The sequence below is a fragment of the Ruegeria sp. A3M17 genome, assembly GCF_003318255.1.
Classification (GTDB): Bacteria; Pseudomonadota; Alphaproteobacteria; order Rhodobacterales; family Rhodobacteraceae; genus Ruegeria.
Window position 1 is genome coordinate 50,111 of record NZ_QOCF01000040.1, and the last position, 26,879, is coordinate 76,989.

The following is a 26,879-nucleotide window of genomic DNA, read 5'->3' on the forward strand; positions in this document are numbered from 1 at the left end:
GGTATTATTCTTGTTCGACTAGCCTTCGGCCCCGACCAGAGTAGACACGATGGCCTTGGCACTATCCGAATTCCACTCGGCATCGCCAATCAATCGAGCAATCTCGTTGCCGTCGGGATCCAGAATAACGGTGATTGGCAGGGCGATCACGCCCATTTTGCGTGCAACTGCCGATTGGGGGTCCTGATGACGTGGCAGGTTGTCGATGCCGTTTTCCTCGAAAAACTTCTTGATCCCGGCTGGCGAGTTGCGCCCGGTGGCCAGTGTCACGACCTCGAACTTTTCGCCGCCGAACTCTTCTTGCAGCTCGGCGATCTGGGGCATTTCCTTGCGGCAGGGTGCACACCAGGTGGCCCAGAAGTTCAGTAGAACATACTTACCCTTGTAATCCGCAAGCGTCGCGGTGCCGCCGTCATCCTCAAGCTGAAATTCAACTGCTTCGACTGGTTTTGGCTCTTTGTGCAGGATCAGCCGTTTCAGGGAGTCCTCCCGGAGCGGTGCCAGAGTTTCGGCATCCGTGGCCAAAGCCGCGTTTGCACCCAACGCAAGGGCCATATAAAGGGGGATCAGACGAAATAGGCGCATATCAACTCCGGGTTTTCTTACATGACCGATCAATCTTCGAACCAGATGTGGGGCGGCCGCTTTGCCGCCGGTCCAGACGCGATCATGGAGGCGATCAACGCCTCGATCGGGTTCGATCAGCGGATGGCAGCCCAGGACATTGCAGGCTCGCGTGCCCATGCCGCCATGCTGGCTGCCACAGGTGTTATAACTGATAGTGACGCGCAGGCTATTCGGGAAGGGCTGCTCACCGTTTTGTCAGAAATCCAGAACGGAGAATTTCAGTTCTCGACCGCGTTGGAAGACATCCACATGAATGTTGAGGCGCGCCTGAAAGAGGTGATTGGCGAACCCGCAGGCCGTTTGCACACAGGCCGGTCGCGCAATGATCAGGTGGCGACCGATTTCAAACTTTGGGTCCGCGATCAGTTTGATGCGGCTGAATCCGGCCTGCTGGCCCTGATCCGCGCGCTTTTGGCGCAGGCTGAGGCTGGCGCTGATTGGGTCATGCCCGGCTTTACCCATCTGCAGGTTGCGCAGCCCGTCACATGGGGCCATCACATGATGGCCTATGTTGAGATGTTTGGCCGCGATCTGTCCCGTGTCCGCGATGCACGCGCCCGGATGAACGAATCCCCCTTGGGTGCTGCCGCGCTGGCTGGAACGTCCTTCCCCATCGATCGTCAGATGACGGCAGAGGCGCTGGGCTTTGACCGCCCCGCCGCCAACTCGCTGGACGCCGTCAGCGACCGTGATTTCGCGCTGGAATTCTTGTCGACCGCCTCAATTTGCGCTGTACACCTGTCGCGTTTTGCCGAAGAGCTGGTGATCTGGTCTTCAGCCCAGTTCCGCTTTGTTACGCTGTCCGACCGGTTCTCGACCGGTTCGTCAATCATGCCGCAGAAAAAGAACCCTGATGCCGCGGAACTGATCCGTGCCAAAGTGGGCCGGATTTACGGTGCGAATACTGCGCTGATGATGGTGATGAAGGGCCTGCCGCTGGCGTATTCAAAGGACATGCAGGAAGACAAGGAACAGGTCTTTGACGCCGCCGACAATTGGATGCTGGCTCTGGCTGCGATGGAAGGCATGGTCAAGGACATGACCGCCAACCGTGAAAGCCTTGCTGCCGCCGCTGGGTCTGGATTCTCGACCGCGACCGATCTGGCCGATTGGCTGGTCCGTGTGCTGGGCCTGCCGTTCCGCGACGCGCACCATGTCACCGGCTCGCTGGTCGCCATGGCCGAAAGCAAGGACTGTGACCTGCCCGATCTGACACTGGAAGACATGCATTCGGTCCATTCGGACATCACCGACAATGTCTATTCTGTCCTTACCGTCGAAAATTCGGTAAACTCACGCCAGTCTTATGGTGGCACTGCGCCGGATCAGGTGCGTGCCCAGGTCAAACGGTGGAAGGCGCTGGTGTGATGCAGATACTACGTGTGGTCCTACTAATCGCGGCCGGGGTTGTCCTGGCCGGTTGCGGAGCGGACGGCGAACCCATCCAACCCACGATGAGCGCAAATATCGGTGTCGGCAGCAGCGGCACCTATGGCGGTGTCGGGGTCGGCCTGCGACGCGGCGGGGTCGGCGTTTTCCTGGGGCTGTAGTCGTCGATAGCAATCTCGCATTACCATGCCTATTTGAACGGCATAGTGGCCGAGCGCCAAATTCAAAAAAGAAGTCAAGACAATGAAAATCATCGGCCTGATCCTCTCGCTTGTCGTACTGGCAGCCTGCGACCCTACGTATAAACCCCGCCCCGAGCCAGCAGAGACATCAACCGGGAACGGCATCAAAATCTCGGGCTATGGTCGGGTCGGTGTTTCCACATCGAACTGATCTTGCGCGGAATCCATTGATCCGCGTGGCCATTTTGGTCTAAGCGCGCAGTCATGGATCACTTTCTCTACCGCGACGGCGCGCTATACGCCGAGGATGTCCCGATTTCCGAAATCGCAGCTGCGGTCGGAACACCGTTCTATGTTTATTCCACTGCGACGCTATTGCGGCATTTCCAGCTGTTTGACGATGCGCTGGACGGCATGGATCATTTGGTCTGCTATGCGATGAAGGCGGCCAGCAATCAGGCGATCCTGAAGACGCTGGCACAGGCGGGCGCAGGGATGGACGTGGTATCGGGCGGGGAATACCTGCGTGCCAAGGCGGCAGGCGTGCCGGGCGACAAGATCGTGTTCTCAGGCGTTGGCAAGACCGCGGATGAGATCCGGGCTGCGCTGACCGGCGGTATCCGCCAGTTCAACGTTGAATCCGAACCCGAGATGGAAGTGATCAACGCCATCGCGTTGGAACTCGGGGTGGTCGCACCGATCACCGTTCGGGTGAACCCGGATGTTGACGCAAAAACCCACGCCAAGATCGCGACTGGCAAGTCCGAGAACAAGTTTGGCATCCCGATCGCCCGCGCATCCGAGGTTTATGCCCACGCAGCCAGCCTTCCGGGGCTGGAGGTGATCGGTATCGACGTCCACATCGGCTCGCAACTCACCGAGTTGGAGCCGTTCGAGCTGGCCTACACCAAGGTCGCCGAACTTACCGAAAAGCTGCGGTCCGAGGGCCACAATATCCGCCGCCTTGACCTGGGCGGGGGATTGGGCATTCCATACACCCGCGCCAATGACGCACCACCGTTGCCGGTGGAGTATGGCGCGTTGATCAAGAAAACGCTGGGCCATCTGGGCTGCGAGATCGAGATTGAGCCCGGCCGCCTGATTGCTGGAAATGCCGGACTGATGGTCAGCAAAGTGATCTACGTGAAATCTGGCGAGGGCCGTGATTTTCTGATCCTCGACGGGGCGATGAACGACCTGATCCGCCCAGCGATGTACGAGGCGCATCACGATATTGTGGCCGTGCAGGAACCCGCTCCGGGCGTCGAACAGCAACCCTATGACATTGTCGGCCCGGTTTGCGAAAGCGGCGATACCTTTGCCAAGGAACGCAATATGCCGCCGCTGGCACCGGGCGATCTGGTCGCATTCCGCAGCGCCGGGGCCTATGGCGCGGTGATGTCCAGCGAATATAATACCCGCCCCCTGATCCCCGAGGTTCTGGTGCACGGGGATCAATTTGCAGTTATTCGTGAACGGCCAAGCTTTGACGAAATCATAAACCGCGATACCATACCTGAGTGGCTTTGACGCGATAGGCGCGCAGGCCCGACCAGGAGGCCCGCCTTGCGCGCAAAACACAACCTGCCGATCCCAAGACTGTCCCTGTGGCTGACGCACGCAGGGATGCTGGCCGAGCAGTTTTTGCGCGCGTTTTGGCCGTTTTTCTCGGTTTTAATGGCGATTTTGGCGGCTTTGATGCTGGGCTTGCAGGACGAGGTCCGCGTTGAAATCGTCTGGGGCGTGGGCGCGGTAGCACTGCTGGGATTGGCCGCGACGCTGTTTGTTGGCGCAAGGCGATTCCATTTCCCCACACGGGCCGAGGCGCTGATGCGGCTGGATGCCGCACTGCCCGGTCGGCCGATTCAAGCCTTGATAGACGATCAAGCCATCGGCGCGAAGGACGCGGATTCCGTTGCACTGTGGCACGCACACCAGAATAGGATGGCGCGACGTGTTGCGCAGGCGGAACCTGTCAAACCCGATTTGACGCTGGCGGATCGCGACCCCTATGCGCTGCGTTATTCGGCACTGCTTGCGTTGGTGATCGCAGCGATGTTCGGGTCGTTCTGGCGCATCGGCTCGGTGGCCGAGATGGCGCCGGGTGCTGCCGTGGCAGGGCAAGGGCCCAGCTGGGAAGGCTGGGTTGAGCCGCCGCGTTACACCGGGCTACCGACGCTGTATCTGGCTGATCAATCCGATCCAACACTGTCTGTCCCGCAGGGCAGCCGTATTACTCTGCGCTTCTACGGGGAAATCGGCGCACACAGTTTGACGGAAACCACTACGCCTTTGGGCACTGAGGCAGCCACCGAGCCGGAGCAGGATTTTGTCGTCGAACGCTCGGGCCATTTTAAAATCGACGGCCCATCGGGCCGCGACTGGGCGCTGAACGTCATTGCGGATACCCGCCCACAGGTGGCCGTGGCCGGTTCCGCCGAGTCGGAGGCTGGCGGTCAGATGAAACTGCCATTTGCTGCCAGCGATGATTATGGCGTGGTATCCGGCTCGGCTGTGATCGAATTGGATCTGGCCTCGGTCGACCGCCGGTATGGTCTGACAGCTGCGCCTGAGCCGCGCGAGATTATAACGGTTGAACTGCCCATGCCGATCACCGGCGACCGGGCGGATTTCACCGAAGACCTTATCGAGGATTTCTCGCAACACCCTTGGGCGCATTTGCCGGTAAATATCACTTTGATGGCCCGAGACGCGGCGGATCAAGAGGGGCAATCCGAGCCTTATGCGACTGCGTTGCCCGCACGCCGGTTCTTTGATCCGCTGGCGGCTGCCGTGATCGAACAGCGCCGCGATCTACTGTGGACGCGCGAAAACGCGACCCGGGTTTCGCAGATGCTGCGGGCGGTATCGCACCTGCCCGAAGAACTTTTCCGGTCAGACACCGCCTATCTGCGTCTGCGCGTGATCCTGCGCCGGTTGGAGATGTTCAACGAGTACGGCCTGAAACCGGAACAGCAGGCAGAAATCGCCGAGGCGCTTTGGGAGCTAGGCGTTCTGATCGAAGACGGCACTCTTGCCGACGCGCTGGAACGCATGCGCCGGGCGCAGGAACGTCTGACCGAGGCGATGAAAAACGGTGCCACCGATGAAGAGATCGCAGAGTTGATGCAGGAACTGCGCGAGGCAACGCAGGACTACATGCGCCAATTGCAGCGTCTGGCGCAGGAAAACGGCGATTTCGACGAGAACCAGCAAGGTCAGGACGGCGAGTCCATGCAAATGACGCAGGACGACCTGCAGCGCATGATGGACCGTATTCAAGAGTTGATGGAACAGGGCCGCATGGCCGAAGCGCAGCAAGCGCTGGAAGAGTTCCAGCAGATGATGGAGAATATGCGCGTCACCCAGGGCCAGGGTCAGGGGCAACAGTCCGAAGGCCAGCAGGCGATGGAAGGATTGGCCGAAACTCTGCGCGAACAGCAGGGTCTGAGCGATCAGGCCTTCCGTGATCTGCAGGAACAGTTCAACCCCGGCGCGCAAGCCGGCGAAAGCCAGGGCAATGAAGGCCGTTCGGGTGGGCAGGGCCGGGGTCAAAGCCATGAAGGGCAGGGCGGTCAGGGTCAGGGGACTGACGAACAGGGCGGCGGCCAGCAAGGCCAGGGGTCACTTGCAGATCGCCAGCAGGCCTTACGCGATGAGCTCAATCGGCAGCAGCAAGGATTGCCCGGTACCGGAACCCCCGAAGGTGACGCCGCGCGTGATGCGCTGGACCGTGCCGGGCGCGCGATGGAGGGTGCCGAAGAAGCCCTGCGCGGCGATGATCTGGCCGAAGCCATCGACCAACAGTCCGAAGCGATGGAGGCCCTGCGCGAGGGCATGCGATCCCTGGGCGAAGCACTGGCACAAAACCAGCAAAACCAGCCGGGCCAAGGTTCGCAGGAAGGCGACATGCAAGCCGACAACCGTGATCCGCTGGGCCGCAGCCCGGGGGCCAATGGCACAATCTCAACCGATGAAAACCTGCTGCAGGGTGAAGATGTCTATCGCCGCGCCCGCGAATTGCTGGACGAAATCCGCCGCCGGACTGGGGAATCGGATCGCCCCCAGATCGAACTGGAATACCTCAAACGCCTGTTAGAGAGGTTCTGATCTCAGTCAGTTCTGAGAGGTGCCAGACCCGGTCTGTGCCTCAAGCCACAAACGCGCCTGATCCACCAGAGAGACATAGCTGTTGAGAACCGGATCAGCCTGCGGCACCGCTTCGGAAATCTTCTGAGAATTGCTGTAGATCAGCAGCAGGGTCACGCCGACAACCAGAATCAGCAGGAACCCGCGCCGGAACCCGCCAGACTTGCGGGGCGGGGGCATGTCCTCGTCCAGCTTTGGCAGGGGGTCGTCGCTGCGCAGGCTGGAATTGATTGCCTCGACATCCGGCAGCGCGTCTTTCTGACCGAAATCCTTTGCAGTTTCCGTCGCGATCAGGTCCTTGGCGGCTTTTTCCACTTCGGGCGGCGCGTCGAGAGCCAAATCGGTCTGCGTCTCAAGGCTGCCGCCTTCGTGGGCGCGCAGGTCCGCTTCGCGTTCTGCCTCTTCCTTGAGAATATTGGCAACCGCCGGGTCGACATTGCCGGTCGAGGAAGCTGCGGCAGGTTCGGGCTCTTCGACAGGTTTCGCGACAATCTCTGGCGTTTCCGCCTTTGCCGCGGGTTCGTCCGCGGGCGCGGACGGTTCCGGCTTTACCGGTTCAGCTACAGTTTCGGGGTATTTGGCCTGAAACCAAGTCTTTTCGCAGTTGGAACACTGCACATCGCGGCCTTCCTCGGGAATGACCTCGTCTGGCACTTCGTACTGAGCACCACAATTCGGACAAGTAAGACGCATGCTGCCTCCCGGTCGGGGGCCCGACCTGATAATAGTTTTTTCAGGGATGTTATTCCGTTAAGACCTGACCGCAAAGGGTGTTTTCGGTTTCACACGGCAAGTGTCACCAATTCGACCCGGTGCAGGCATTGAAACCACAACCGCGCTCGGGCAAGAAGGGCGGTAACAATAATTGGGGGCCCTTGTGATCGAGCTGGAAAACGTCAGCTACACCTATGGTGATGGTGAGTTGCTGAGCGATGTGTCGCTTCATTTGCAGCCGGGGTCGTTCCATTTTCTGACCGGACCGTCGGGTGCGGGCAAGACGACCTTGCTCAAGCTGTGTTATGGCGCGTTGCTGGCCACATCAGGACGGCTGAGCGCATTTGAGCAGGACATTGCACGCCTGGACCGGGATCAGATGGCGTTGCTGCGTCGCCGGATCGGGGTCGTGCATCAGGATTGCCGATTTCTGGACCATATGACCTTGGCTGAAAACGTCGCGTTACCGTTGATGGTGTCCGGCAAAGGCGAGAATGCGCAGAAAGAGGACCTGCTGGAATTGTTGAACTGGGTCGGGCTGGGCACACGGCTTGATGCGCTTCCGCCGGAACTTTCCGGGGGCGAACGACAGCGTGCGGCTTTGGCACGGGCGGTCATCTTGTCGCCGGACGTTGTGCTGGCCGATGAGCCGACCGGCAACGTGGATTGGGAAATGTCCCAGCGATTGCTGCGCCTGCTGGTCGAGTTGAACAAGATGGGCAAGACCGTGCTGATCGCGACTCATGACCTGAGCCTGATCCGGGCTGCCAAAAGCCAGGTTCAGGCCCGTGTCCTTCGTATTTCACAGCGCCAGATTCAATTGGCGGGGGCGGATCTATGAACAAGGGCACCATCCGCAGCATGCTGGTGCGCGACAAACGCGCTGATCGCGTTGTTCCGCCATCTGGCTACACGGCGCAACTGACCCTGTTCGTTTCCGGCGCGATGGCCTTTCTGGCCGTTTTCGCGCTTGCCTTGTCGCTGGCATCTGGCCGGCTGGCCGACCGTTGGGCATCGGAACTGGCGGGGGCTGCCACTTTGCGTATAAACGCGCCCGCCGAACAGCTTTCCGCCCAGACCGAGGCCGCGCTAACCGTGCTGGCCCAAACGCCAGGCGTTGCGTCGGCACGCGCCCTGGCCGCAGAGGAACAGGTTGCGCTTTTGTCCCCGTGGTTCGGTCCTGATTTGCCGCTTGATACGCTGCCTATTCCGCAACTGATAGAAATCATCGAGGGCGAACCGGGTCTAGATACCGCTGGCTTGCGCTTGCGTCTTGGAGCCGAAGTGCCCGGCGCCGTGCTGGACGACCATTCACGCTGGCGCGAGCCTCTGGTCGAGGCGGCAAACTCGCTGCGGCGGTTGGGCTGGGTGTCTATCCTGCTGATTGGCGGTGCAACTGCCGCGATGATCACGCTGGCGGCCAATGCCTCATTGGCGGCCAATGCGCAGATCATCGAAGTCCTGCGCCTTGTGGGTGCCCGTGATCGTTTCATCGCCAGCGCGTTTGTACGGCGGTTCACATATCGCGCTTTCTTCGGTGCGCTGGTCGGCGTGCTGTTCGGCATGACTGGCGTTCTGCTGTTGCCCGAAGCCTCGGTTGAAGGTGGGTTTCTGACCGGATTGGGTTTTCAGGGGGTTGGCTGGCTGTTGCCTGCGCTGATACCTCTGCTGGGGGCTGCGGTGGCGTTCTTGGCCACTTGGACAGCGGCCGCGCGCAAATTGAAGGAGCTTTCGTGATGGCTATAGCGGTCCAATGGGTGCGCTCTTTGATCTTCATGATCGTGATTTATGCGTGGATGCTGATCCTTGGTATCGTTTTCGCGCCGTACGCGCTGTTTACCAAACGCGGGGCTTTGCAGGCCTGTAAAACCTACGCGCGATCGACGATCTGGTTGGCCAGCTGGATGGTTGGCATCCGTTGCGAAGTGCGCGGAAACGTTCCCGTGGACGAGGTCGTGATCGGAGCCAAACACCAGTCCTTCCTAGACATCATCATGATCTTCAGCGCCATTCCGCACGGCAAGTTCATTATGAAAAGGGAACTGCTGTATACCCCGGTTATCGGTCTCTATGCCCGTCGCCTTGGGTGCATACCGGTTGATCGCGGCAGAAAGGGTGCTGCCGTCGCCAAGATGGTCAAAGACGTGGCCAAAGAGTTCTCAGAGCCCGGGCAGCTTGTGATTTACCCGCAGGGCACACGCGTCGCACCGGGGGCGAAGAAACCCTACAAGGTCGGGACGGCGGTTCTGTATGAAGGGCTGGGCTTTCCTTGTGTGCCGGTTGCGACGAATGCCGGTGTTTTCTGGCCGCGTACCGGGGTTATGCGCAAACCTGGTCTTGCAATTGTCGACTTTCTTGACCCGATCGAATCGGGTGTGGGGCGGGATCAATTTCTTGGGCGTCTGGAAGACGTGATCGAAACACGATCCAATGCATTGATGCGAGAAGTGGGGTTTGAACCGGATGGAGCTCATTAAGGACATCGCAACGCTCGAGGCGCTCTACGGGACGCCGGGCGCGCCTGCATTGCGCAAAGTGGCCAGACAGCTCACACCGCTTTATCGCAAATGGATCATGGCGTCGCGCCTGTGCATCCTCAGCACCGTTGGGCCCGAGGGTGTCGATGGCAGCCCGCGAGGTGACGACGGCCCGGTTGTACTGGAACTTGATCCGCACACACTGGCGATGCCCGATTGGCGCGGGAATAACCGGCTGGACAGTCTGCGCAATATCGTCCGCGACCCGCGAGTGTCGTTGATGTTCATGGTGCCGGGGTCTAACACTGTTGTGCGGTTGAATGGAACGGCGCATGTGACGGCTGATGAAGTTTTGCGCGCGCGGTTCGAAAAGCAGGGCAAAGGACCAGCAACAGTGATCGTTATCGAAATCACTGAAATTTACACCCAATGTGCCCGCGCGTTGATGCGGGCTCGTACCTGGGTCAGCGGCGACGAAACCGCGCATGTGCCGACCGTCGGTGAAATCCTCGCCGAAGCGTCAGACGGCGAGGAAGGTGGCACGCAATATGATCAGGAATGGGGTGTGCGCGCCGCGAAGACGATGTGGTAGGCACGGGATCAGGCTGCCGCGGCACCGATCCGGGATACCTTTGATATCCAACGATCCACGCTGCCGGGTTTGGGATAGCTGGCGCCCGAAAAGTAAGTGAACCGGGTCGGTTTGAAGCCGACAAATCCCAGAATCTGATCGCGGATCTGGCGGATCAGTGCTTGCCTGTAGATGAAACGCATGAACCAGCCCGGCGTGTCAGAGGTCAGGATGACCCGCGCCGTGCGCCCTGTCAGCATAGGTGCTGGAAAGCCGATCCTTGTAGTATTCCGCGTGTCGAAGGTGCGCCCGGGGATGAATGCCCGGTCAATCAAACCTTTCAGCTTGGCCGGCAAGCCGCCCCACCACATCGGTGCCGTCAGGACAAGGTGTTCGCTCCATTCAAAATCCTGCAACACTTGTTCCAATGCGGGTTCCAACGGTTTGAAGTCTTCGTAGTTTCCCTGACCGAAGTCATGGTCAAACTGCAAGTCGCTCAGGTGAATCATGCGAACTTCGTGCCCCTGTCGTTTGGCCGCGTCGGCATAGGTTTCAGCAAATGTTCGGGACAGGCTGGTTTCGCCTGGGTGTCCATCGAGGATCAGGATTTTCTTAGGTTGCATCGCGAATCTCCAAAAATGACCGTGGTCAATTTATAAGTGAAAAAAATGACCGTGGTCAATTACTAAATTTGACCACGGTCAAAAAACATGCGAACAGGGCATATGCAAAAGACAGTTCAAAAGAGAACCCTTAAAACGCGCGCCCGACTAATCGAGGCCGCAGAGGACGTTATCGAGAGAAACGGCTATCAGGCTTTGCGGGTGGAAGACGTGGTTCAGGCCGCCGGGGTCGCAAAGGGAACCTTTTTTGCGCATTTCCGGGACAAGGACGCTCTAATGGAAATGTTGATTGGTGAGAGGCTGGTTGCCTGTTTCGATCAGGTCGAACAGGGCTCCGCCCCACACACGGCCCCCGAAATCGCCGATGCCCTGCAACCGATCCACGCCTTCATGACGTCCGAGCGCTATGTGTTTGATCTGATCATTCGGTACTCAGGCGCTACGGCAATCACCGAGATCGGGCCCATAGCACGCTGCTTCGAGCGCTATGTCCATCTTGTTGCTGGCTGGTTGGAAACCGCGAAGGTTCGCAAAGACATTTCCCCCGATTTGTTGGCCGAGGGGGTTCAGGCCTTTGCTATTCAGTCCATGTCGCTGAAGTTCTGCGCGCTGCATGAGGCAGAGAGCTTTTCAGATAGGTTAGAAATCTATCTGGACGCGTGGTTAACCCCGGCAGCCTGACGGGTGCCGGGGTTGTTTTATCAGCTGTGGATTGGTCCGTCGCCACATGCCAACGCAGCCTCACGCACGGCTTCCGAATACGTTGGGTGGGCGTGGCAAGTCAGGGCCAGATCCTCGGCCGAGGCGCCGAACTCCATCGCGACACAGACTTCGTGGATCAGGTCGCCAGCGCCCGGGCCGATTATGTGGCAGCCCAGAATGCGGTCGGTTTCCTTGTCAGCTAGGATTTTGACAAACCCATCGGTCATCAAGTTCGCCTTGGCGCGGCCGTTGCCCATGAACATGAACTTGCCGACCTTATAGACGCGGCCCTGTTCTTTCAGCGTCTCTTCGGTTTCTCCCACATTGGCAACCTCGGGCCATGTGTAGATCACACCCGGGATGACGCCGTAGTTCACGTGCCCATGCTTGCCCGCAACCTGCTCGGCTGCAGCCATACCTTCGTCTTCGGCCTTATGCGCCAGCATGGGGCCTTCGGTCACGTCACCGATGGCGTAAATGCCCGGCACGTTTGTCTGCCAATCGGCCCCCACTTTGATCTGACCACGCGGTGTAATTTCAACACCTAACGCTTCCAGACCCAAACCATCCGAGTACGGTTTGCGTCCAGTGGCGACCAGTACTGTATCAGCCTCGATCACATGTTCGCTGTCATCCTTGCGCAGTTTGTAGGTCACTTTGGCCTTGGTTTTGGTGGCTTCGGTCTTTTGAACCGCCGCACCCATGACAAATTTAAGGCCTTGTTTCTTGAGGATGCGCTGGAAGGTTTTCTGAACTTCGGGGTCCATGCCGGGGGTGATCGCGTCGAGGAATTCGACCACTGTCACCTCAGCTCCCAGGCGCTGATAGACCGAGCCCAGTTCCAGCCCGATCACACCCGCGCCGATGACCACCATCTTCCTTGGAACCTTGTTCAGCGACAGAGCGCCGGTCGAAGTCACCACAACCTTTTCGTCAACGTCGACGCCGGGCAGCGAGGACGGTTCGGACCCGGATGCGATAATGATGTTCTTGGCGGTGTGAACCTCGTCACCCACTTTGACCTGACCCGCGGCAGGGATCGAGCCCCAGCCTTTCAACCAGTCAATCTTGTTCTTTTTGAACAGAAACTCGATGCCTTTGGTGTTGCCGTCGATCGTTTCCTGCTTGTAGCCCTGCATCTGTTTCCAGTCGACCGAGGGGCTTTTGCCCTTCAGGCCCATCTTAGCAAAGTTGTGCTCGGCCTCGTGCAGCTGATGGCTGGCATGCAACAGTGCCTTGGATGGGATGCAGCCCACGTTCAGGCACGTGCCGCCCAGAGTTTCACGCCCTTCGACGCAGGCAGTCTTCAGACCCAGCTGAGCGCAGCGGATGGCGCAAACATAGCCGCCGGGGCCTGATCCGATTACGATAACGTCATAATTTGCCATGTGTCAGGTCCTTATCGATTACGGGGATGGCGACATTTGTATGCGCGCCAGGGCGTTTCCCCATTACTTTATCCACGCCAGCGACTGAATCAAAAGACAGCCGCCAGCAACATTACAGTGTTGGCCAACAAGCCAACGATCCAAATCACGGTTCGCCAAGGCGTCCAGCCCAATGCGTAGGCGGGGACGTAGAGGATGCGGGCGATCAAATAGATCCAGCTACACGCAGCTGTGAAACCGTTCGATTGGCCCGAAACCGTCACGACAAGCGCCGCACTTGCGAACAGAACCAACCCTTCGGTGTGGTTGCTGAGGGCGCGGTGCAGACGCCCCGAAACCCCCGGTTTGTCAAAAGGGATATCTCGCGGGCCAACCGCAAGGCCAAGGTCAATCCTACCGTGTCCTGCAGCCAGATAGACCACGAATTGCGCGACCCACAGTAATGCGGCAAGGGTCAGGACGGTTAGTTCCGGGGTCATCCAGTGGTTCCCTTTGCGCGGTCGAAAGTCATCGCGTTACCCGTTTGCTCCGCTCCCCCAATGGGGAGGCGCAGCCTCATGCTTTCAGACAGGGTCCAGAACCTTGGTCTGGATATGTGCCACGCCACCACGTTCGTGGTGCATGGCCAGCTCTTCGGATTCGATGAAGCTCTGGGCTCGGTCGAGATCGGTGATCTCGAACAACGCGACCGCGTGGTCCTTTCGATCAGGATCTTTCCAGATGTGGAGGTCGCGGATGCCCGCGGCCTCCCTCATCGGTTTGTCTTCTTCAAACACCTTCAGCCAGACATCAAAGTCGGCCACGTCAGCTTGCCAGAGTACATGTGTTGCCATGATTACAGATCCATCAGCAGACGGCGCGGATCTTCTAGCGCCTCTTTCACACGTACAAGGAACGTCACCGCGCCCTTGCCGTCAACAATCCGGTGGTCATAGGACAGTGCCAGATACATCATCGGGCGGATCTTGATCTCACCATTGATGACCATTGGACGGTCCTGGATCTTGTGCATGCCAAGGATACCCGACTGCGGCGGGTTCAGGATCGGTGACGACATCAGCGAGCCATAGACGCCACCATTCGAGATGGTGAAGGTGCCGCCCTGCATCTCTGCCATGGACAACTTGCCATCACGGGCGCGCTTGCCCTTTTCGGCGATGGCCTTCTCGATTTCCGCGAAGGACATGCTGTCGGCGTCGCGGATGACAGGAACAACCAGACCTTGCGGCGTACCGGCGGCAACGCCCATGTGCACGAAGTTCTTGTAGACGATGTCCGTGCCATCGATCTCGGCGTTGACTTCCGGAACCTCTTTCAGCGCGTGGCAGCACGCCTTGGTGAAGAAGGACATAAAGCCCAGTTTCACGCCGTGCTTTTTCAGGAACAGCTCTTTGTATTCATTGCGCAGGCCCATCACCTCGGTCATGTCCACCTCGTTGAAGGTGGTCAGGATTGCAGCGGTGTTCTGCGCATCTTTCAAACGTTTGGCGATGGTTTGGCGCAGGCGGGTCATGCGCACACGTTCTTCGCGGGCGGCATCCTGCGCTGCAACCGGCGCCCGAGGCGCTTGCGCTGGGGTCGGGGCGGCCGCCGCAGGAGCTGGGGCTGCAGCCGCTGTCGCTGCGCGGGCAACATCCTCTTTCATGATCCGACCATCACGACCGGTGCCGGTGACCTGGTCCGCGGACAAACCGGCCTCTGCCATAGCTTTTTCGGCGGATGGCGCGTTGGCGATGTCCTTGCCGGTGCTTGCTGCTGCAGCCGGGGCTGCCGCCGCAGCTGCTGGAGCAGCGACGGACCCTGCCGCTGCGCCCGAAATCACCGCCAGTTTGGCCGACGCCTCAACTGTTGCGCCTTCGGGGGCAACGATTTCTGCCAAAACACCCGCAGCCGGGGCCGGAACCTCGACCGAGACCTTGTCGGTTTCCAGCTCACACAGCATCTCGTCCTGCGCGACGCTGTCGCCGACCTGCTTGAACCATGTCGAAACGGTCGCTTCGGTCACGGATTCACCCAAGGTCGGCACCATGACGTCAACACTGCCACCAGACGCCGCCGGAGCTGCCGCAGCCGCCGGGGCCGGCGCGGCTGCTGGGGCAGGGGCTGCGCCTTCACCTGCAACGATTGTGGCCAGCAACGCATCAACGCCAACGGTTTCGCCTTCGGCGGCGACGATTTCGCCCATCACGCCAGCGGCAGGAGAGGGCACTTCGACGGTGACCTTGTCAGTCTCCAACTCACACAACATTTCATCAACCGCGACGGCGTCGCCGGGTTTCTTGAACCATGTCGCAACCGTGGCTTCGGTTACCGACTCGCCAAGCGTGGGAACTCGAACTTCAATGGACATCGATTATTTTCCTTCAATGCTCAGCGCTTCGTCGACCAGCGCTGCTTGTTGGGCTTTGTGTTGGCTGGCCAGACCCGTCGCGGGAGAAGCCGATGTGGAGCGGCCGACATAACGCGGCCGAGTGTGCTTGGCGCCGATGCGGGTCAGAACCCATTCGATATTCGGTTCGATAAAGGTCCAGGCACCCTGGTTCTTGGGTTCCTCCTGGCACCAGATCATTTCGGCACCCTTAAAGCGCTCAAGCTCGTTGATCAGCGAATGCGCCGGGAAGGGATAGAACTGCTCAATCCGCATCAGATAGACATCATCGATGCCGCGCTCATCGCGCTCTTCCAGCAGATCGTAGTAGACCTTACCGGAACACATCACCACGCGTTTGACCTTGTCGTCCTTGACCAATTTGGTTTCCGAGTTTCCGTGTTGTGCATCGTCCCACAACACGCGATGGAAGCTAGAGCCGGTGGTGAACTCTTCTGCTGTGCTGACCGCCAGCTTGTGGCGCAGTAACGACTTGGGCGTCACCAGGATCAGCGGCTTGCGGAAGGTCCTGTGCAGCTGACGGCGCAGGATGTGAAAATAGTTCGCGGGTGTCGTGCAGTTGGCCACGATCCAATTGTCCTGACCACACATCTGCAGGAACCGTTCCAGACGTGCTGACGAGTGTTCAGGCCCCTGACCCTCGAAGCCGTGTGGCAACAGGCACACCAGTCCGGACATACGCAGCCATTTGCTTTCGCCCGAGCTGATGAACTGGTCGAACATGATTTGCGCGCCGTTGGCAAAATCACCAAACTGCGCTTCCCACAGGGTCAGTGCATTTGGTTCCGCCAGTGAGAATCCATATTCAAAGCCCAGCACCGCATATTCGCTGAGCATCGAGTCGATTACATCGTATTTCGACTGGCCCTCACGAATGTTGTTCAGCGGATAGTACCGTTCTTCAGTTTCCTGATGTATGAAACCCGAGTGACGCTGACTGAACGTCCCGCGCGTCGCATCCTGCCCTGACAGGCGCACCGGATAGCCTTCGGTCAGCAGAGAGCCAAAGGCCAGAGCCTCACCAGTCGCCCAGTCAAACCCTTTGCCGCTTTCGAACATCTGTTTCTTTTGATCCAGAAGACGCGAGACGGTACGGTGCACTGCGATATCTTCTGGTGTGTGGCTCAGCGCGTTGCCAATCTGCGCCAGCGTTTCCGGTTTAATTGCAGTGTCGCCGCGGACATATTCATCTTTGTTCTTGTCCAGATGCGACCAGCGCCCGTCCAGCCAGTCAGCCTTGTTGGGCTTATAGTCTTTGCCCGCCTCGAACTCATCATTCAGATGCGCCTGGAAGGCCGCCTTCATATCCTCGATTTCGCCTTCGGGGATCAGGCCGTCTTTGACCAAGCGCTCGGTGTACAGCGACAGCGTGGTCTTATGCGTCTTGATCTTCTTGTACATGATCGGGTTGGTGAACATGGGCTCATCGCCCTCGTTATGCCCGAACCGGCGATAGCAGAAGATGTCGATAACCACGTCCTTGTGGAACTTCTGCCGGAATTCGGTCGCAACCTTGGCGGCATGTGTTACAGCCTCGGGATCGTCGCCATTCACGTGGAAGATCGGTGCCTCAACCATCAGGGCGATATCGGTGGGGTAGGGGCTGGAGCGGCTGAAATGCGGCGCGGTGGTAAAGCCGATCTGGTTGTTCACCACGATATGCATCGTGCCGCCGGTCTTGTGACCCTTAAGGCCGGACAGGCCGAATCCTTCGGCCACAACACCCTGACCAGCAAAAGCCGCATCACCATGCAACAGGATTCCCATGACCCTGGTCCGGTCTTCGTCGCCCAACTGATCCTGCTTGGCGCGGACCTTACCCAAAACAACCGGGTTCACCGCCTCAAGGTGTGAGGGGTTTGCAGTCAGCGACAGGTGGACGCTGTTATCATCAAACTCACGGTCGCTGGACGCACCGAGGTGATACTTCACATCGCCCGAACCGTCGACGTCCTCGGGCTTGAAACTGCCGCCCTGGAATTCGTTGAAGATCGCGCGATAGGGCTTGCGCATCACGTTGGCCAGAATGTTCAGTCGACCGCGGTGGGGCATGCCGATGACGATATCACTGACACCCAGCGCACCACCGCGCTTGATGATCTGCTCCATCGCGGGGATCAAGGCTTCGCCGCCGTCCAGGCCGAAACGCTTGGTGCCCATGTATTTTACATGCAGGAACTTCTCGAAGCCTTCGGCCTCGACCATCTTGTTCAGGATCGCCTTGCGGCCTTCCTTGGTGAACTGGATTTCCTTGCCGTACCCTTCGATCCGTTCTTTCAGCCAAGCGGCTTCTTCCGGATTTGAGATATGCATGTACTGCAGGGCGAAGGTGCCGCAATAGGTCCGTTTCACGATCTCGACAATCTGGCGCATGCTGGCCATCTGCAGACCCAGCACGTTGTCGATAAAGATCGGCCGGTCCATGTCGGTTTCGGTGAAGCCATACGTTCTGGGGTCCAGTTCCGGGTGGGTACTGGCGGCCCGCATGCCCAACGGGTCCAGATTAGCGGCCAGATGGCCCCGGATACGATAAGCCCGGATCAGCATCAGTGCCCGCAGACTGTCCAGAACGGCACGTTTGATTTGGTCTTCGCTGACCTGAACGCCCTTGGCCTCGGCCTTGTCCTTAATCTTGTCGCCTGCCGCCTTGGCGTCGATTTCGGCCCATTCGCCCGTCAACGCGCCAGTCAGGTCATCCGTCGGCATCGGAGGCCAGTCGGTCCGAGCCCAGGATGGCCCTTCGGCCTCGCGCTGGACGTCCGGCGTGGCGTCGCCCATCGCCCGGAAAAAATCGACCCAGGCCGCATCTACAGCGTTCGGGTCCTTGGCGTACTGGGCATAAAGCTGCTCCAGATATTCAGCATTATGCCCCTGCATAAAGCTTGAGGCATGAAAGGCAGAGTTGGGCGTATGTTCGGTCATTGGGCTACCTCTGTTGGGTTGGGACCGTATTGGTTAGTGCCTGGCTGGCTGGGGCGGGTCAGCCACCAAAGGACCAGGAGGGGCGAGATCATCAGGATTAGGAGGGTCGGTATAACAATCAATAAAGTCGCGCGGGTGAACAGGATGTTCAAACCCCCGCCATGCTGGAACTGGTCGGACAGCCCGATGCCAAAGATCAGCACAGTAAAGGCGCCGGCAATCAGCAGGATCGGAAGCAAGGCAAAAAGCCCGCTGCGCCCGGTGTCATGCATCCGTCGCCACGCGACGGCCAGATGCGGGATGAACACGATCAAGCTGACGATGCTTTGCACCGGCTGGTTGGATGTCGCGGTGACTTGTTTGACTTCATCGGTCTGAGTTGTTGCGACCTGTGTGAAGAACTGCCAATCGATGACCCCGGCGATAAAGCTCCAGATCACGATGAACAGGAAAAAGAACCAGTATTCGAGCCGCGAGGCACGACCTGAGAAGGTGAAAAACTTGGAGAAACAGGTGCGTATGGCGTCGGAGAAGGTCATATCTGGTCAATCACCCAACTATTCCATTACACGAAAAAGATACGATTAGAGCGTTCCGCGTACCTCGATTGGCAGTGAATTCAGCGCTGTCGCTGCCAACCAATCCGCAAACATAACCAACGCGTTTCACGATCACATCCTTGGTGGAGTCTTTACTTGCTCGAAAGCGAAACTGGTACTTCTGGCTTCCGGACAATTTGAGTTCGGAAAACCCTCTTTCTTTGGCGATGTAGTGAGTCTCGCAAGCCTCGTCCCGGATGAATTGTCCCTCGCTTGTCCAGCCGATAAGAACGCTACAAACTTTTGCTTCGGCTTGCTCAGATGCAGAGAATGCTAAAGTTACCGCCAAAAGCAGAGACCAAAGATACGCCAAAGGCGAGGAGGGCGGGCGTTTTTCGCCCACCCTCTTTTCGGGCTTAGCCCTCAGAGCGTATGCCCGGAGAGCGATCACTTACCCAATCGCTTCCAGCACAGCCTCACCCAGCTGCGCCGGGCTTTCGGCCACGACGATACCGGCCGAACGCATCGCTTCGATCTTGTCTTCGGCACCGCCTTTGCCACCGGCGACGATCGCGCCTGCGTGGCCCATGCGGCGGCCCGGAGGGGCGGTGCGGCCAGCGATGAAACCAGCAGTCGGTTTAGAACGGCCCTTCTTGGCCTCATCCGCCAGGAACTGCGCGGCTTCTTCCTCGGCCGAGCCGCCGATCTCACCGATCATGATAATCGAGTGGGTTTCGTCATCGGCTAGGAACCATTCCAGCACGTCGATATGCTCAGTCCCTTTGATCGGGTCGCCGCCGATGCCCACACAGGTGGACTGGCCCAGGCCTACGTCTGTTGTCTGTTTCACAGCTTCATAAGTAAGCGTACCCGAGCGGGAAACGACACCCACGCTCCCGCGTTTGTGAATGTGGCCGGGCATGATGCCGATCTTGCAGGCGTTGGGCGTAATCACACCGGGGCAGTTCGGCCCGATCAGGCGTGACTTGCTGCCTTCCAGCGCGCGCTTCACCTTCATCATGTCCAGAACCGGGATGCCTTCGGTGATGCAGACGATCACCTCCATCTCGGCATCAATCGCCTCGAGGATCGAGTCAGCTGCAAAGGGCGGAGGCACATAGATCACGCTGGCGTTGGCTTCGGTCACATGCTTGGCCTCGTGGACCGAGTTGAACACGGGCAGGTCAAGATGGGTCATCCCGCCTTTGCCGGGGGTCACGCCGCCAACCATCTTGGTGCCATAGGCGATGGCCTGTTCGCTGTGGAATGTGCCCTGCGAGCCGGTAAAGCCCTGACAGATCACTTTGGTATTTTCGTCGATGAGGACTGCCATAGGTCAGACCCTTCCTTTTTTACTAAAATGCAGAAAAACGGCCGATACGACGACTAGAAAAAGAACTCCGAGGAGGCCTAATACCACGGCCATTTGTGCTGCGATCTCTCCGAACATGTCGCGCTCACAAGGGCAGTTCATGTCTTCTGGTCCAATCACTACGCATCGGCACTTCTGTAATGCCAAAAATCCCCATGCCATCAGCGCCAAAGGGGCAACTGCAAGCACTTGGAGTATTCTGGCGGTGAGCCTCAACCCTTAACCGCCTTCACGATCTTCTCGGCACCGTCTTTCAGGTTGTCCGCCGCGATCACGTCCAGGCCAGAGGTGTTGATGATCTCTTTGCCCTTCTCAACGTTCGTGCCTTCCAGACGCACGACCAGCGGAACTTGCAGGCCGACCTCTTTCACCGCGGCGACAACGCCCTCGGCGATGACGTCGCAGCGCATGATACCGCCGAAGATGTTGACCAGAATGCCTTTGACCTGCGGGTCCGAAGTAATGATCTTGAACGCCTCGGTCACTTTCTCTTTGGTGGCACCGCCGCCCACGTCGAGGAAGTTGGCAGGCTCGGCACCGTAGAGCTTGATGATATCCATCGTCGCCATCGCCAGACCAGCGCCGTTGACCATGCAGCCGATCTCACCATCCAGCGCAATATAGTTCAGGTCGTATTTGCTGGCTTCCAGTTCCTTGGGGTCTTCCTCGGTGGTGTCGCGCAGTTCTGAAATATCCGGGTGGCGGTACATCGCGTTGCCGTCAAAACTGACTTTGGCGTCCAACACCTTGAGGTCGCCCTTGTCGGACACGATCAGCGGGTTGATCTCCAGCATCTCCATGTCCTTCTCGACGAAGGCGGCGTATAGCTGGCTCATCAATTTGACGCATTGCTTGACCTGAGCGCCTTGCAGGCCCAGCGAGAAGGCGATGCGACGGCCATGATAAGGCTGATAGCCGGTCGCGGGGTCGACCGAGAAGGACAGGATTTTCTCGGGTGTTGCCGCAGCCACTTCTTCGATGTCCATGCCGCCTTCGGTGGAGCAGACGAATGAGATGCGGCTGGTCTGGCGATCAACCAGCAGGGCCAGGTACAGTTCACGCTCGATGCCGGAACCGGCTTCGATGTAGATGCGGTTGACTTGCTTGCCCGCAGGGCCGGTTTGATGCGTGACCAGCGTACGGCCCAGCATCTTCTTGGCTTCCTCGGATGCTTCTTCCACCGACTTGGTCAGACGAACACCGCCTTTTTCACCGGCGTCAGCCTCTTTGAAGGAGCCCTTGCCGCGGCCACCCGCGTGGATCTGTGCTTTGACAACCCAGAGCGGGCCATCCAGTTCACCGGCTGCGGTTTTGGCTTCCTCAGCGCGCAGAACCGCGCGACCTTCGGAGACCGGAGCGCCATAGCTGCGAAGAAGCGCTTTGGCCTGATATTCGTGAATGTTCATCGAAACTGTCCTGTCTGACTGCGTTACACCGTTATAGGGGTGTCTAGGGGGCAAGTTTAAAGGGTTTTTTGACAGGGAAGCAGTTTTTCACGAAGATTTTCATTATTTGTGATCACGGTTTTTTTGGGTGTGATCACAAAATGCAATGAAGATAACCCGTTTGATTCGTCGTAGGTGACGGCCTTTAGAATAAAGAGAGAATTCAGCTAGCGCTAAACCTAGCCGTCCGCCGAAATGGCGGATTCAAACGTTTACATGGCAGCTGTGCCGGGGACATGTCGATTCAATGGCGCCGTAATCGTCCAAAGAAAAACCCGGCTCACCAATGGTGAACCGGGTTCTGAATTATCTTTGCAGAGGGATCAGGCCAGCGAGCTGTCGATGCCCTTGCACGCTTCGATCAGGCCTTTGACGGCGTTGACCGAATTGTCGAACCCGGCTTGTTCGTCTTCGTTCAGCTTGATGTCGACGATCCGTTCGACGCCACCGGCACCGATCACGGTCGGTACCCCAACATACATGCCATCCACGCCCAGCTCACCGTTGCAATAGGCGGCGCAAGGCAGAACGCGTTTCTGGTCTTTCAGATAGGCTTCGGCCATTTCGATCGCCGACGTGGCAGGCGCGTAATAGGCCGAACCGGTCTTCAGCAGGCCAACGATTTCGGCACCGCCATCACGGGTGCGCTGAACGATGGCGTCCAGTTTGTCCTGCGTGGTCCAGCCCATCTCGACCAGATCGGGCAGGGGGATACCGGCAACGGTCGAATAACGAACCGACGGCACCATGGTGTCGCCGTGGCCGCCCAGAACAAACGCGGTGACGTCGCGCATCGAGACGTTGAACTCTTCCGACAGGAAGTGTGCGAAACGTGCCGAGTCCAGAACACCAGCCATGCCACAGACTTTGTTGTGCGGCAGGCCCGAGAACTCACGCAGAGCCCAGACCATCGCGTCCAGCGGGTTGGTGATGCAGATCACGAACGCGTCGGGTGCGTGGGCTGCAATGCCTTCGCCAACCGACTTCATGACTTTTAGGTTAATGCCCAGCAGGTCATCGCGGCTCATGCCAGGTTTGCGGGCGACGCCAGCGGTGACGATGCAGACGTCTGCGCCTGCGATATCGGCATAGTCGCTGGTGCCGGACATGGCTGCGTCGAACCCTTCCGAGGGGCCGGATTCGGCGATGTCGAGCGCTTTGCCCTGCGGCAGTCCGTCTGCGATGTCGAACAGGACAACGTCACCCAGTTCTTTGACAGCTGCGAGGTGCGCAAGCGTGCCGCCGATGTTCCCAGCGCCGATAAGCGCAATCTTGGGTCTGGCCATTTGGAAAATCTCCGGTCGGAATTGAAATCGCGGCTGTGCTAGTCGCTAAATGGCTTTCGCGCAAGTGTTCAGCGGCGCGGCATGCAACCGCATACCGTTTGCACTGCCTGGGCTGATTGCGCTAAACGGCCAAGGATACAGGCCGAAACCGGGGCGCTGCATGTTCGAATTGAACCTGATGTTTTTTGTTGTAGCGATCCCGGCTGTGATCTTTGCGGGTATTTCGAAGGGTGGCTTTGGCTCGGGCGTGGCCTTTGCGTCCTCATCGATTCTGGCGCTGATATTGGAGCCGGGGCAGGCACTGGCCCTCATGCTGCCAATCTTAATGGTGATCGATGTTGCAACTCTTGGGCCCTATTGGAAACGCTGGAGCTGGCCGGATTCGCGCCTGTTGATCCTTGGGGCGGTGCCCGGCGTGGCGTTGGGCGCATGGCTTTATCGCGCCACCGATGACGATCTGCTGCGCCTACTGATCGGGGGGATTTCCATTGGTTTTGTCGTTTGGCATGTCAGTCAATCCAAAGGCTGGGTGCGCGGCTTTACAAACAGACTGCCTGCCCCCGCCGGGCTGTTCGCTGGGTTGGTTGCTGGCTTCACCAGTTTTGTCAGCCATGCGGGCGGCCCGCCCGCGGCCGTTTACCTGTTGTCGCAACGCCTGTCGAAGACCGAGTTTCAGGCCAGCACTGTATTGGCCTTCTGGGTCATCAACATCACGAAATTTGTGCCTTACGCCTATCTCGGCCTTTTCACATGGCACACCGCTTGGGCCGACCTGTTGCTGACCCCGTTCGCGATTCTTGGGGCGTGGCTGGGTGTGCGGGCGCATTTCATGCTGTCCGAGCGCTTGTTTTTTGGCATTGCTTACGTTCTGCTGACGCTCACAGGCAGTAAGTTGATCTGGGACGCTTTGACCTGATCAGACGTTAGGCGGCAGGGCTTCGGCGGTCATTTCATAAGCCCGACCCGAGGCAACAAGGCAGGTCATGCCATCCGGCAGTGTCACGGTGATCGTCCAGCTGCCGCTTTGGTCCGACGCATAAAGCTCCATCACCGCGCCTTGACGCGCGATGCCGATCCCCTGGCGCGTTTCGCCATAAGTTTCGGTCAACCGTTTTATCACCTCGTCACGTGGTGCACAGTTGCGGGCGTGGGCCTGTTGTGCAGCCAGAACCATGATTCCAAGGCCCATCGTCATCTTCAGCAGTATCTTGTGCATCTTTGACCCTTTTCGATTTCCTTTGCCGGTCAGGGTGCCGCCGTTGGACCGAAATCCGGTTAAAGGAACGCACGTTGCGTCGCGAATGCTGCGATGCGGCGATTTTGCGCTTGAACTTTCCGACAAAAAATGCCCCATTCCGCGCAACTTTATTTCTTCGGGAGAAGCCAATGGACCCGCGCCAGCGTCCCTATCGCTCTGTTCTTTATATCCCCGGTTCGAAAGACCGGGCGCTGGACAAGGCACGCACTTTGCCTGTGGACGCGATCATTTTTGATCTTGAAGACGCGGTTTCTGCCGATGAGAAGGGCAATGCACGCGAAACGCTTAAGGCGGCTCTGGCCGCGGGCGGCTATGGCGAACGGGTCAAGATCGTGCGCATCAACGGTCTGGATACCGAATGGGGCCGTGCTGACGCCGAGGCCGTGCGCGAGATGGATGCCGATGTGGTCTTGCTGCCCAAGGTGAACTCGGCTGCAGATGTGGACGCGCTGGCCGCGATTACCGGTGACCTGCCAATCTGGGCGATGATGGAAACCCCTCGCGGGATGCTGAACGCGGCCGAGATTGCCGCTCATCCGCTGATGGCGGGGTTTGTCATGGGTACAAATGATCTGGCGAAGGAGTTGCAAACCCGCTTCCGCCCGGATCGTCTGCCCTTGATGACTTCTCTGGGCCTGTGTCTGTTGGCCGCCAAGGCTGAGGGACTGATCGTTGTCGATGGTGTCTACAACGCATTCAAGGACACCGAAGGTCTGGCTGCCGAATGTGCCCAGGGCCGCGACATGGGCTTTGACGGAAAAACCCTGATCCACCCCGCGCAGGTCGATGTCACCAACGCGGCCTATGCCCCGTCGGAGACCGAGATAGATCTGGCCCGTCGCCAGATTGCCGCTTTTGAAGAAGTTGAGAGGCAGGGGCAGGGCGTTGCCGTGGTCGACGGCAAGATCGTTGAAAATCTGCACGTTGTAACTGCCCGCGAAATTCTGGCAAAAGCGGAGGCGATTACAGCTTTGCAAGCGGGGTAAGCCAGCATGGGCTTTGTTCTTCTGATTCTTGGTGTGGCGCTATGGTGGGCCGCACATCTGTTCAAACGTTTTATGCCAGAGCGGCGCGCTGCGATGGGCGACGCTGGCAAGGGCGCGGTTGCGCTGGCGCTGGTGGCGTCGATCCTGCTGATGATCTTCGGCTATCGCATGACCGATTTCATCTATGTCTGGGCCCCGCCTGCCTTCATGATTCACATCAACAACCTGCTGGTGTTGATCGCGATCTTCATGTTGAGCCCCGCCGGAACCAAGGGCCGTCTTCTGAATAAGCTCCGCCACCCGATGCTGGGCGGGTTCAAACTGTGGGCTTTTGCGCATTTGCTGGTGAATGGGGATCTGGCCTCGATCATCCTGTTTGGCGGATTGTTGGCCTGGGCTGTGGTTGAGGTGATCGTAATCAACAAGTCTGAACCTGACTGGACGCCCGGTGAACCCGGAACCTACGGCAAAGACGCGATGTTCTTTGTGGCCTCGATCGTGCTGCTGGGTGTCATCGGTTACGTTCACGGGCTGGTCGGCCCGTCGCCGTTCCCCTCGTAAGGATTTGACATCATGGCAAAACTCTACCGTTTGTTAACCGAAGAAGACACCTCGGCCTTCTGCCACAAAGTAACAGACGCACTAGCAAAAGGGTGGGAGCTGTATGGCGACCCGTCCTATGCCTATGACGAAAACAGCCGCATGATGCGCTGCGCGCAAGCCGTGACCAAAGAGGTCGGGGCCGACTATTCACCTGACATGAAACTGGGACAGCAATAATGGCAAAAACCAATCCGGGCCGCTTTTTTGAGGACTATTCCATTGGTCAGGTATTGCACCATGCCGTGCCGCGCACGGTGACCAATGGCGAGCGGGCGTTGTACCACGCGCTCTATCCGGCGCGGCATGCGCTGTATTCCTCGGACGAATTCGCCCGGAATTGTGGTCTGCCGCAATGTCCCATTGATGACCTGGCGGCGTTTCATGTCGTGTTTGGCAAAACTGTCCCGGATATTTCGCTGAATGCCGTGGCTAATCTGGGCTATGCCGAAGGGCGCTGGCTTAAGCCGGTCTATCCCGGCGATACCTTGCGCTCGGAATCCGAGGTGATCGGTCTCAAACAGAACTCGAATGGCAAGACCGGCGTTGTCTGGGTTCGCACGCGTGGTCTGAACCAGCGCGATGAAGTCGTCATCGAATATGTGCGTTGGGTGATGGTGCGGAAATCGGATATGGATGCGCCCGCGCCCGAGACTGTGGTGCCCGAACTGAAAAAGGCGCTGGACGCAAAGGATCTGATCGCGCCCGAGGGCCTTGATTTCTCTCAGTACGATTTTGCTCAGGCTGGCGAGGCGCATCGCTGGGGCGACTATGAGATTGGCGAGAAAATCGATCACGTCGATGGCGTCACGGTCGAAGAGGCCGAGCATATGCTGGCCACCCGCCTGTGGCAGAACACCGCCAAGGTGCATTTCGATCTGACCTTCCGCCCCGAAGGGCGGCTGATCTATGGCGGTCACGTGATTTCCATGGCGCGGACCTTGTCGTTCAACGGGTTGGCTAACGCACAGATGATCGTTGGCCTGAACGGTGGCGCGCATGCGAACCCCTGTTTTGCGGGCGACACGATCAAAGCCTGGTCCGAAGTTTTGGATAAGGCGGAAACCGCCATTCCGGGTGTTGGTGCGGTGCGCCTGCGGCTGGTCGCCACAAAGGGCGGCGCGCCGTTTGAATTGAAAAACGAAGATGGTCGGTATCTGCCCAATGTCCTGCTTGATCTGGATTACTGGGCCCTGATGCCGATCTGACACTAGTGGTGACATTCATTTGATCGCAGCCAGCGCCAATCGTGCTAGGCTG

Annotated in this window: 28 protein-coding genes; 15 read left to right on the forward strand and 13 right to left on the reverse strand. The window is 58.6% G+C overall.

Translation table 11 applies throughout. From position 1 onward, the window contains the following. Positions 1-18: 18 nt before the first annotated feature. Positions 19-585, reverse strand: a complete 567-nt coding sequence (locus DS906_RS21260; protein WP_113792046.1) for a TlpA disulfide reductase family protein — start codon at positions 583-585, stop codon at positions 19-21. Between the two features lie 21 nt (positions 586-606). Here DS906_RS21260 and argH point away from each other — a divergent pair, with 21 nt between their 5' ends. The 5 genes from argH to DS906_RS21280 all read left to right on the forward strand — a co-directional run bounded on the left by argH (position 607) and on the right by DS906_RS21280 (position 6,308). Next, complete coding sequence (argH, locus tag DS906_RS21265; protein ID WP_113792047.1) at positions 607-1,995, forward strand: argininosuccinate lyase; 1,389 nt, start codon at positions 607-609, stop codon at positions 1,993-1,995. After that, entirely contained in the window at positions 1,995-2,177 is a 183-nt protein-coding gene (locus tag DS906_RS21270) for an argininosuccinate lyase (protein ID WP_113792048.1), read from the forward strand. The genes argH and DS906_RS21270 overlap by 1 nt, the downstream gene beginning before the upstream one ends. Before the next feature lie 82 nt (positions 2,178-2,259). Further along, positions 2,260-2,409 carry a hypothetical protein gene (locus DS906_RS22340; protein WP_186437433.1) on the forward strand — a complete coding sequence of 50 codons (150 nt, stop codon included), beginning with the start codon at positions 2,260-2,262 and terminating at the stop codon, positions 2,407-2,409. A gap of 53 nt (positions 2,410-2,462) precedes the next feature. Next, positions 2,463-3,728, forward strand: a complete 1,266-nt coding sequence (gene lysA / locus DS906_RS21275; protein ID WP_113792049.1) for a diaminopimelate decarboxylase — start codon at positions 2,463-2,465, stop codon at positions 3,726-3,728. A 36-nt stretch (positions 3,729-3,764) separates the two neighbouring features. Beyond that, positions 3,765-6,308, forward strand: coding sequence for a TIGR02302 family protein (locus tag DS906_RS21280; protein ID WP_369935572.1), 2,544 nt, complete (start codon positions 3,765-3,767; stop codon positions 6,306-6,308). Positions 6,309-6,314: 6 nt separating this feature from the next. Here DS906_RS21280 and DS906_RS21285 read toward each other — a convergent pair whose 3' ends face one another. Beyond that, positions 6,315-7,040, reverse strand: coding sequence for a zinc-ribbon domain-containing protein (locus DS906_RS21285; protein ID WP_113792050.1), 726 nt, complete (start codon positions 7,038-7,040; stop codon positions 6,315-6,317). A 184-nt stretch (positions 7,041-7,224) separates the two neighbouring features. Here DS906_RS21285 and DS906_RS21290 point away from each other — a divergent pair, with 184 nt between their 5' ends. The 4 genes from DS906_RS21290 to DS906_RS21305 are packed head-to-tail and all read left to right on the forward strand — an operon-like array spanning position 7,225 to position 10,130. Continuing rightward, on the forward strand, positions 7,225-7,902 hold the full coding sequence (locus DS906_RS21290; protein ID WP_113792051.1) for a cell division ATP-binding protein FtsE: 678 nt from the start codon (positions 7,225-7,227) through the stop codon (positions 7,900-7,902). After that, a complete protein-coding gene (locus DS906_RS21295; RefSeq protein WP_113792052.1) occupies positions 7,899-8,798 on the forward strand; it encodes an ABC transporter permease in 900 nt (299 codons plus the stop codon). Before DS906_RS21290 ends, DS906_RS21295 begins: the two co-directional genes overlap by 4 nt. Continuing rightward, positions 8,798-9,538, forward strand: coding sequence for a 1-acyl-sn-glycerol-3-phosphate acyltransferase (locus DS906_RS21300; protein WP_113792053.1), 741 nt, complete (start codon positions 8,798-8,800; stop codon positions 9,536-9,538). The genes DS906_RS21295 and DS906_RS21300 overlap by 1 nt, the downstream gene beginning before the upstream one ends. After that, on the forward strand, positions 9,525-10,130 hold the full coding sequence (locus DS906_RS21305; protein ID WP_113792054.1) for a pyridoxamine 5'-phosphate oxidase family protein: 606 nt from the start codon (positions 9,525-9,527) through the stop codon (positions 10,128-10,130). Before DS906_RS21300 ends, DS906_RS21305 begins: the two co-directional genes overlap by 14 nt. Before the next feature lie 8 nt (positions 10,131-10,138). On the opposite strand, the gene DS906_RS21310 is transcribed toward DS906_RS21305, so the two are convergent. Further along, entirely contained in the window at positions 10,139-10,732 is a 594-nt protein-coding gene (locus DS906_RS21310) for an NAD(P)H-dependent oxidoreductase (protein WP_113792055.1), read from the reverse strand. Positions 10,733-10,834: 102 nt separating this feature from the next. Between DS906_RS21310 and DS906_RS21315 the strand changes: the two genes are divergently transcribed. Then, positions 10,835-11,413, forward strand: coding sequence for a TetR/AcrR family transcriptional regulator (locus DS906_RS21315; RefSeq protein ID WP_113792056.1), 579 nt, complete (start codon positions 10,835-10,837; stop codon positions 11,411-11,413). A 20-nt stretch (positions 11,414-11,433) separates the two neighbouring features. Here the strand turns inward: DS906_RS21315 and lpdA are convergent, their stop codons facing one another. From lpdA to mdh, 9 genes are all read right to left on the reverse strand, one after another. Continuing rightward, positions 11,434-12,822 carry a dihydrolipoyl dehydrogenase gene (gene lpdA / locus DS906_RS21320; RefSeq protein WP_113792057.1) on the reverse strand — a complete coding sequence of 463 codons (1,389 nt, stop codon included), beginning with the start codon at positions 12,820-12,822 and terminating at the stop codon, positions 11,434-11,436. An 89-nt stretch (positions 12,823-12,911) separates the two neighbouring features. After that, on the reverse strand, positions 12,912-13,301 hold the full coding sequence (locus DS906_RS21325; RefSeq protein WP_113792058.1) for an MAPEG family protein: 390 nt from the start codon (positions 13,299-13,301) through the stop codon (positions 12,912-12,914). A gap of 84 nt (positions 13,302-13,385) precedes the next feature. After that, positions 13,386-13,655: a hypothetical protein gene (locus tag DS906_RS21330; RefSeq protein WP_058273540.1), complete on the reverse strand. Its 270-nt coding sequence runs from the start codon at positions 13,653-13,655 to the stop codon at positions 13,386-13,388. A 2-nt stretch (positions 13,656-13,657) separates the two neighbouring features. Continuing rightward, positions 13,658-15,172 carry a 2-oxoglutarate dehydrogenase complex dihydrolipoyllysine-residue succinyltransferase gene (gene odhB, locus DS906_RS21335; RefSeq protein WP_113792059.1) on the reverse strand — a complete coding sequence of 505 codons (1,515 nt, stop codon included), beginning with the start codon at positions 15,170-15,172 and terminating at the stop codon, positions 13,658-13,660. A gap of 3 nt (positions 15,173-15,175) precedes the next feature. After that, on the reverse strand, positions 15,176-18,133 hold the full coding sequence (locus tag DS906_RS21340; RefSeq protein ID WP_113792060.1) for a 2-oxoglutarate dehydrogenase E1 component: 2,958 nt from the start codon (positions 18,131-18,133) through the stop codon (positions 15,176-15,178). Further along, positions 18,130-18,672: a DUF805 domain-containing protein gene (locus DS906_RS21345; RefSeq protein WP_113792061.1), complete on the reverse strand. Its 543-nt coding sequence runs from the start codon at positions 18,670-18,672 to the stop codon at positions 18,130-18,132. Before DS906_RS21345 ends, DS906_RS21340 begins: the two co-directional genes overlap by 4 nt. Before the next feature lie 451 nt (positions 18,673-19,123). After that, on the reverse strand, positions 19,124-20,005 hold the full coding sequence (sucD, locus tag DS906_RS21355) for a succinate--CoA ligase subunit alpha (protein ID WP_113792063.1): 882 nt from the start codon (positions 20,003-20,005) through the stop codon (positions 19,124-19,126). 251 nt (positions 20,006-20,256) lie between these two features. Further along, complete coding sequence (gene sucC / locus DS906_RS21360; protein ID WP_113792064.1) at positions 20,257-21,450, reverse strand: ADP-forming succinate--CoA ligase subunit beta; 1,194 nt, start codon at positions 21,448-21,450, stop codon at positions 20,257-20,259. Between the two features lie 362 nt (positions 21,451-21,812). Then, positions 21,813-22,775, reverse strand: a complete 963-nt coding sequence (gene mdh / locus DS906_RS21365; RefSeq protein WP_113792065.1) for a malate dehydrogenase — start codon at positions 22,773-22,775, stop codon at positions 21,813-21,815. 160 nt (positions 22,776-22,935) lie between these two features. Here mdh and DS906_RS21370 point away from each other — a divergent pair, with 160 nt between their 5' ends. Continuing rightward, positions 22,936-23,691: a sulfite exporter TauE/SafE family protein gene (locus DS906_RS21370; protein WP_058273684.1), complete on the forward strand. Its 756-nt coding sequence runs from the start codon at positions 22,936-22,938 to the stop codon at positions 23,689-23,691. Here the strand turns inward: DS906_RS21370 and DS906_RS21375 are convergent, their stop codons facing one another. Continuing rightward, positions 23,692-23,991 carry a hypothetical protein gene (locus tag DS906_RS21375; protein WP_113792171.1) on the reverse strand — a complete coding sequence of 100 codons (300 nt, stop codon included), beginning with the start codon at positions 23,989-23,991 and terminating at the stop codon, positions 23,692-23,694. Between the two features lie 170 nt (positions 23,992-24,161). Between DS906_RS21375 and DS906_RS21380 the strand changes: the two genes are divergently transcribed. From DS906_RS21380 to DS906_RS21395, 4 genes are read left to right on the forward strand one after another with little or no spacing between them, the layout of a single operon-like run. Beyond that, positions 24,162-25,019, forward strand: a complete 858-nt coding sequence (locus DS906_RS21380; RefSeq protein WP_113792066.1) for a CoA ester lyase — start codon at positions 24,162-24,164, stop codon at positions 25,017-25,019. Between the two features lie 6 nt (positions 25,020-25,025). Further along, positions 25,026-25,580 (forward strand): NnrU family protein, encoded by a 555-nt coding sequence (locus DS906_RS21385; protein WP_113792067.1) that lies wholly within the window; start codon positions 25,026-25,028, stop codon positions 25,578-25,580. A 12-nt stretch (positions 25,581-25,592) separates the two neighbouring features. Then, positions 25,593-25,799, forward strand: a complete 207-nt coding sequence (locus DS906_RS21390) for a DUF1737 domain-containing protein (RefSeq protein WP_113792068.1) — start codon at positions 25,593-25,595, stop codon at positions 25,797-25,799. Further along, positions 25,799-26,827 carry a MaoC family dehydratase gene (locus tag DS906_RS21395; RefSeq protein ID WP_113792069.1) on the forward strand — a complete coding sequence of 343 codons (1,029 nt, stop codon included), beginning with the start codon at positions 25,799-25,801 and terminating at the stop codon, positions 26,825-26,827. The genes DS906_RS21390 and DS906_RS21395 overlap by 1 nt, the downstream gene beginning before the upstream one ends. The last annotated feature ends 52 nt before the right edge of the window (positions 26,828-26,879 follow it).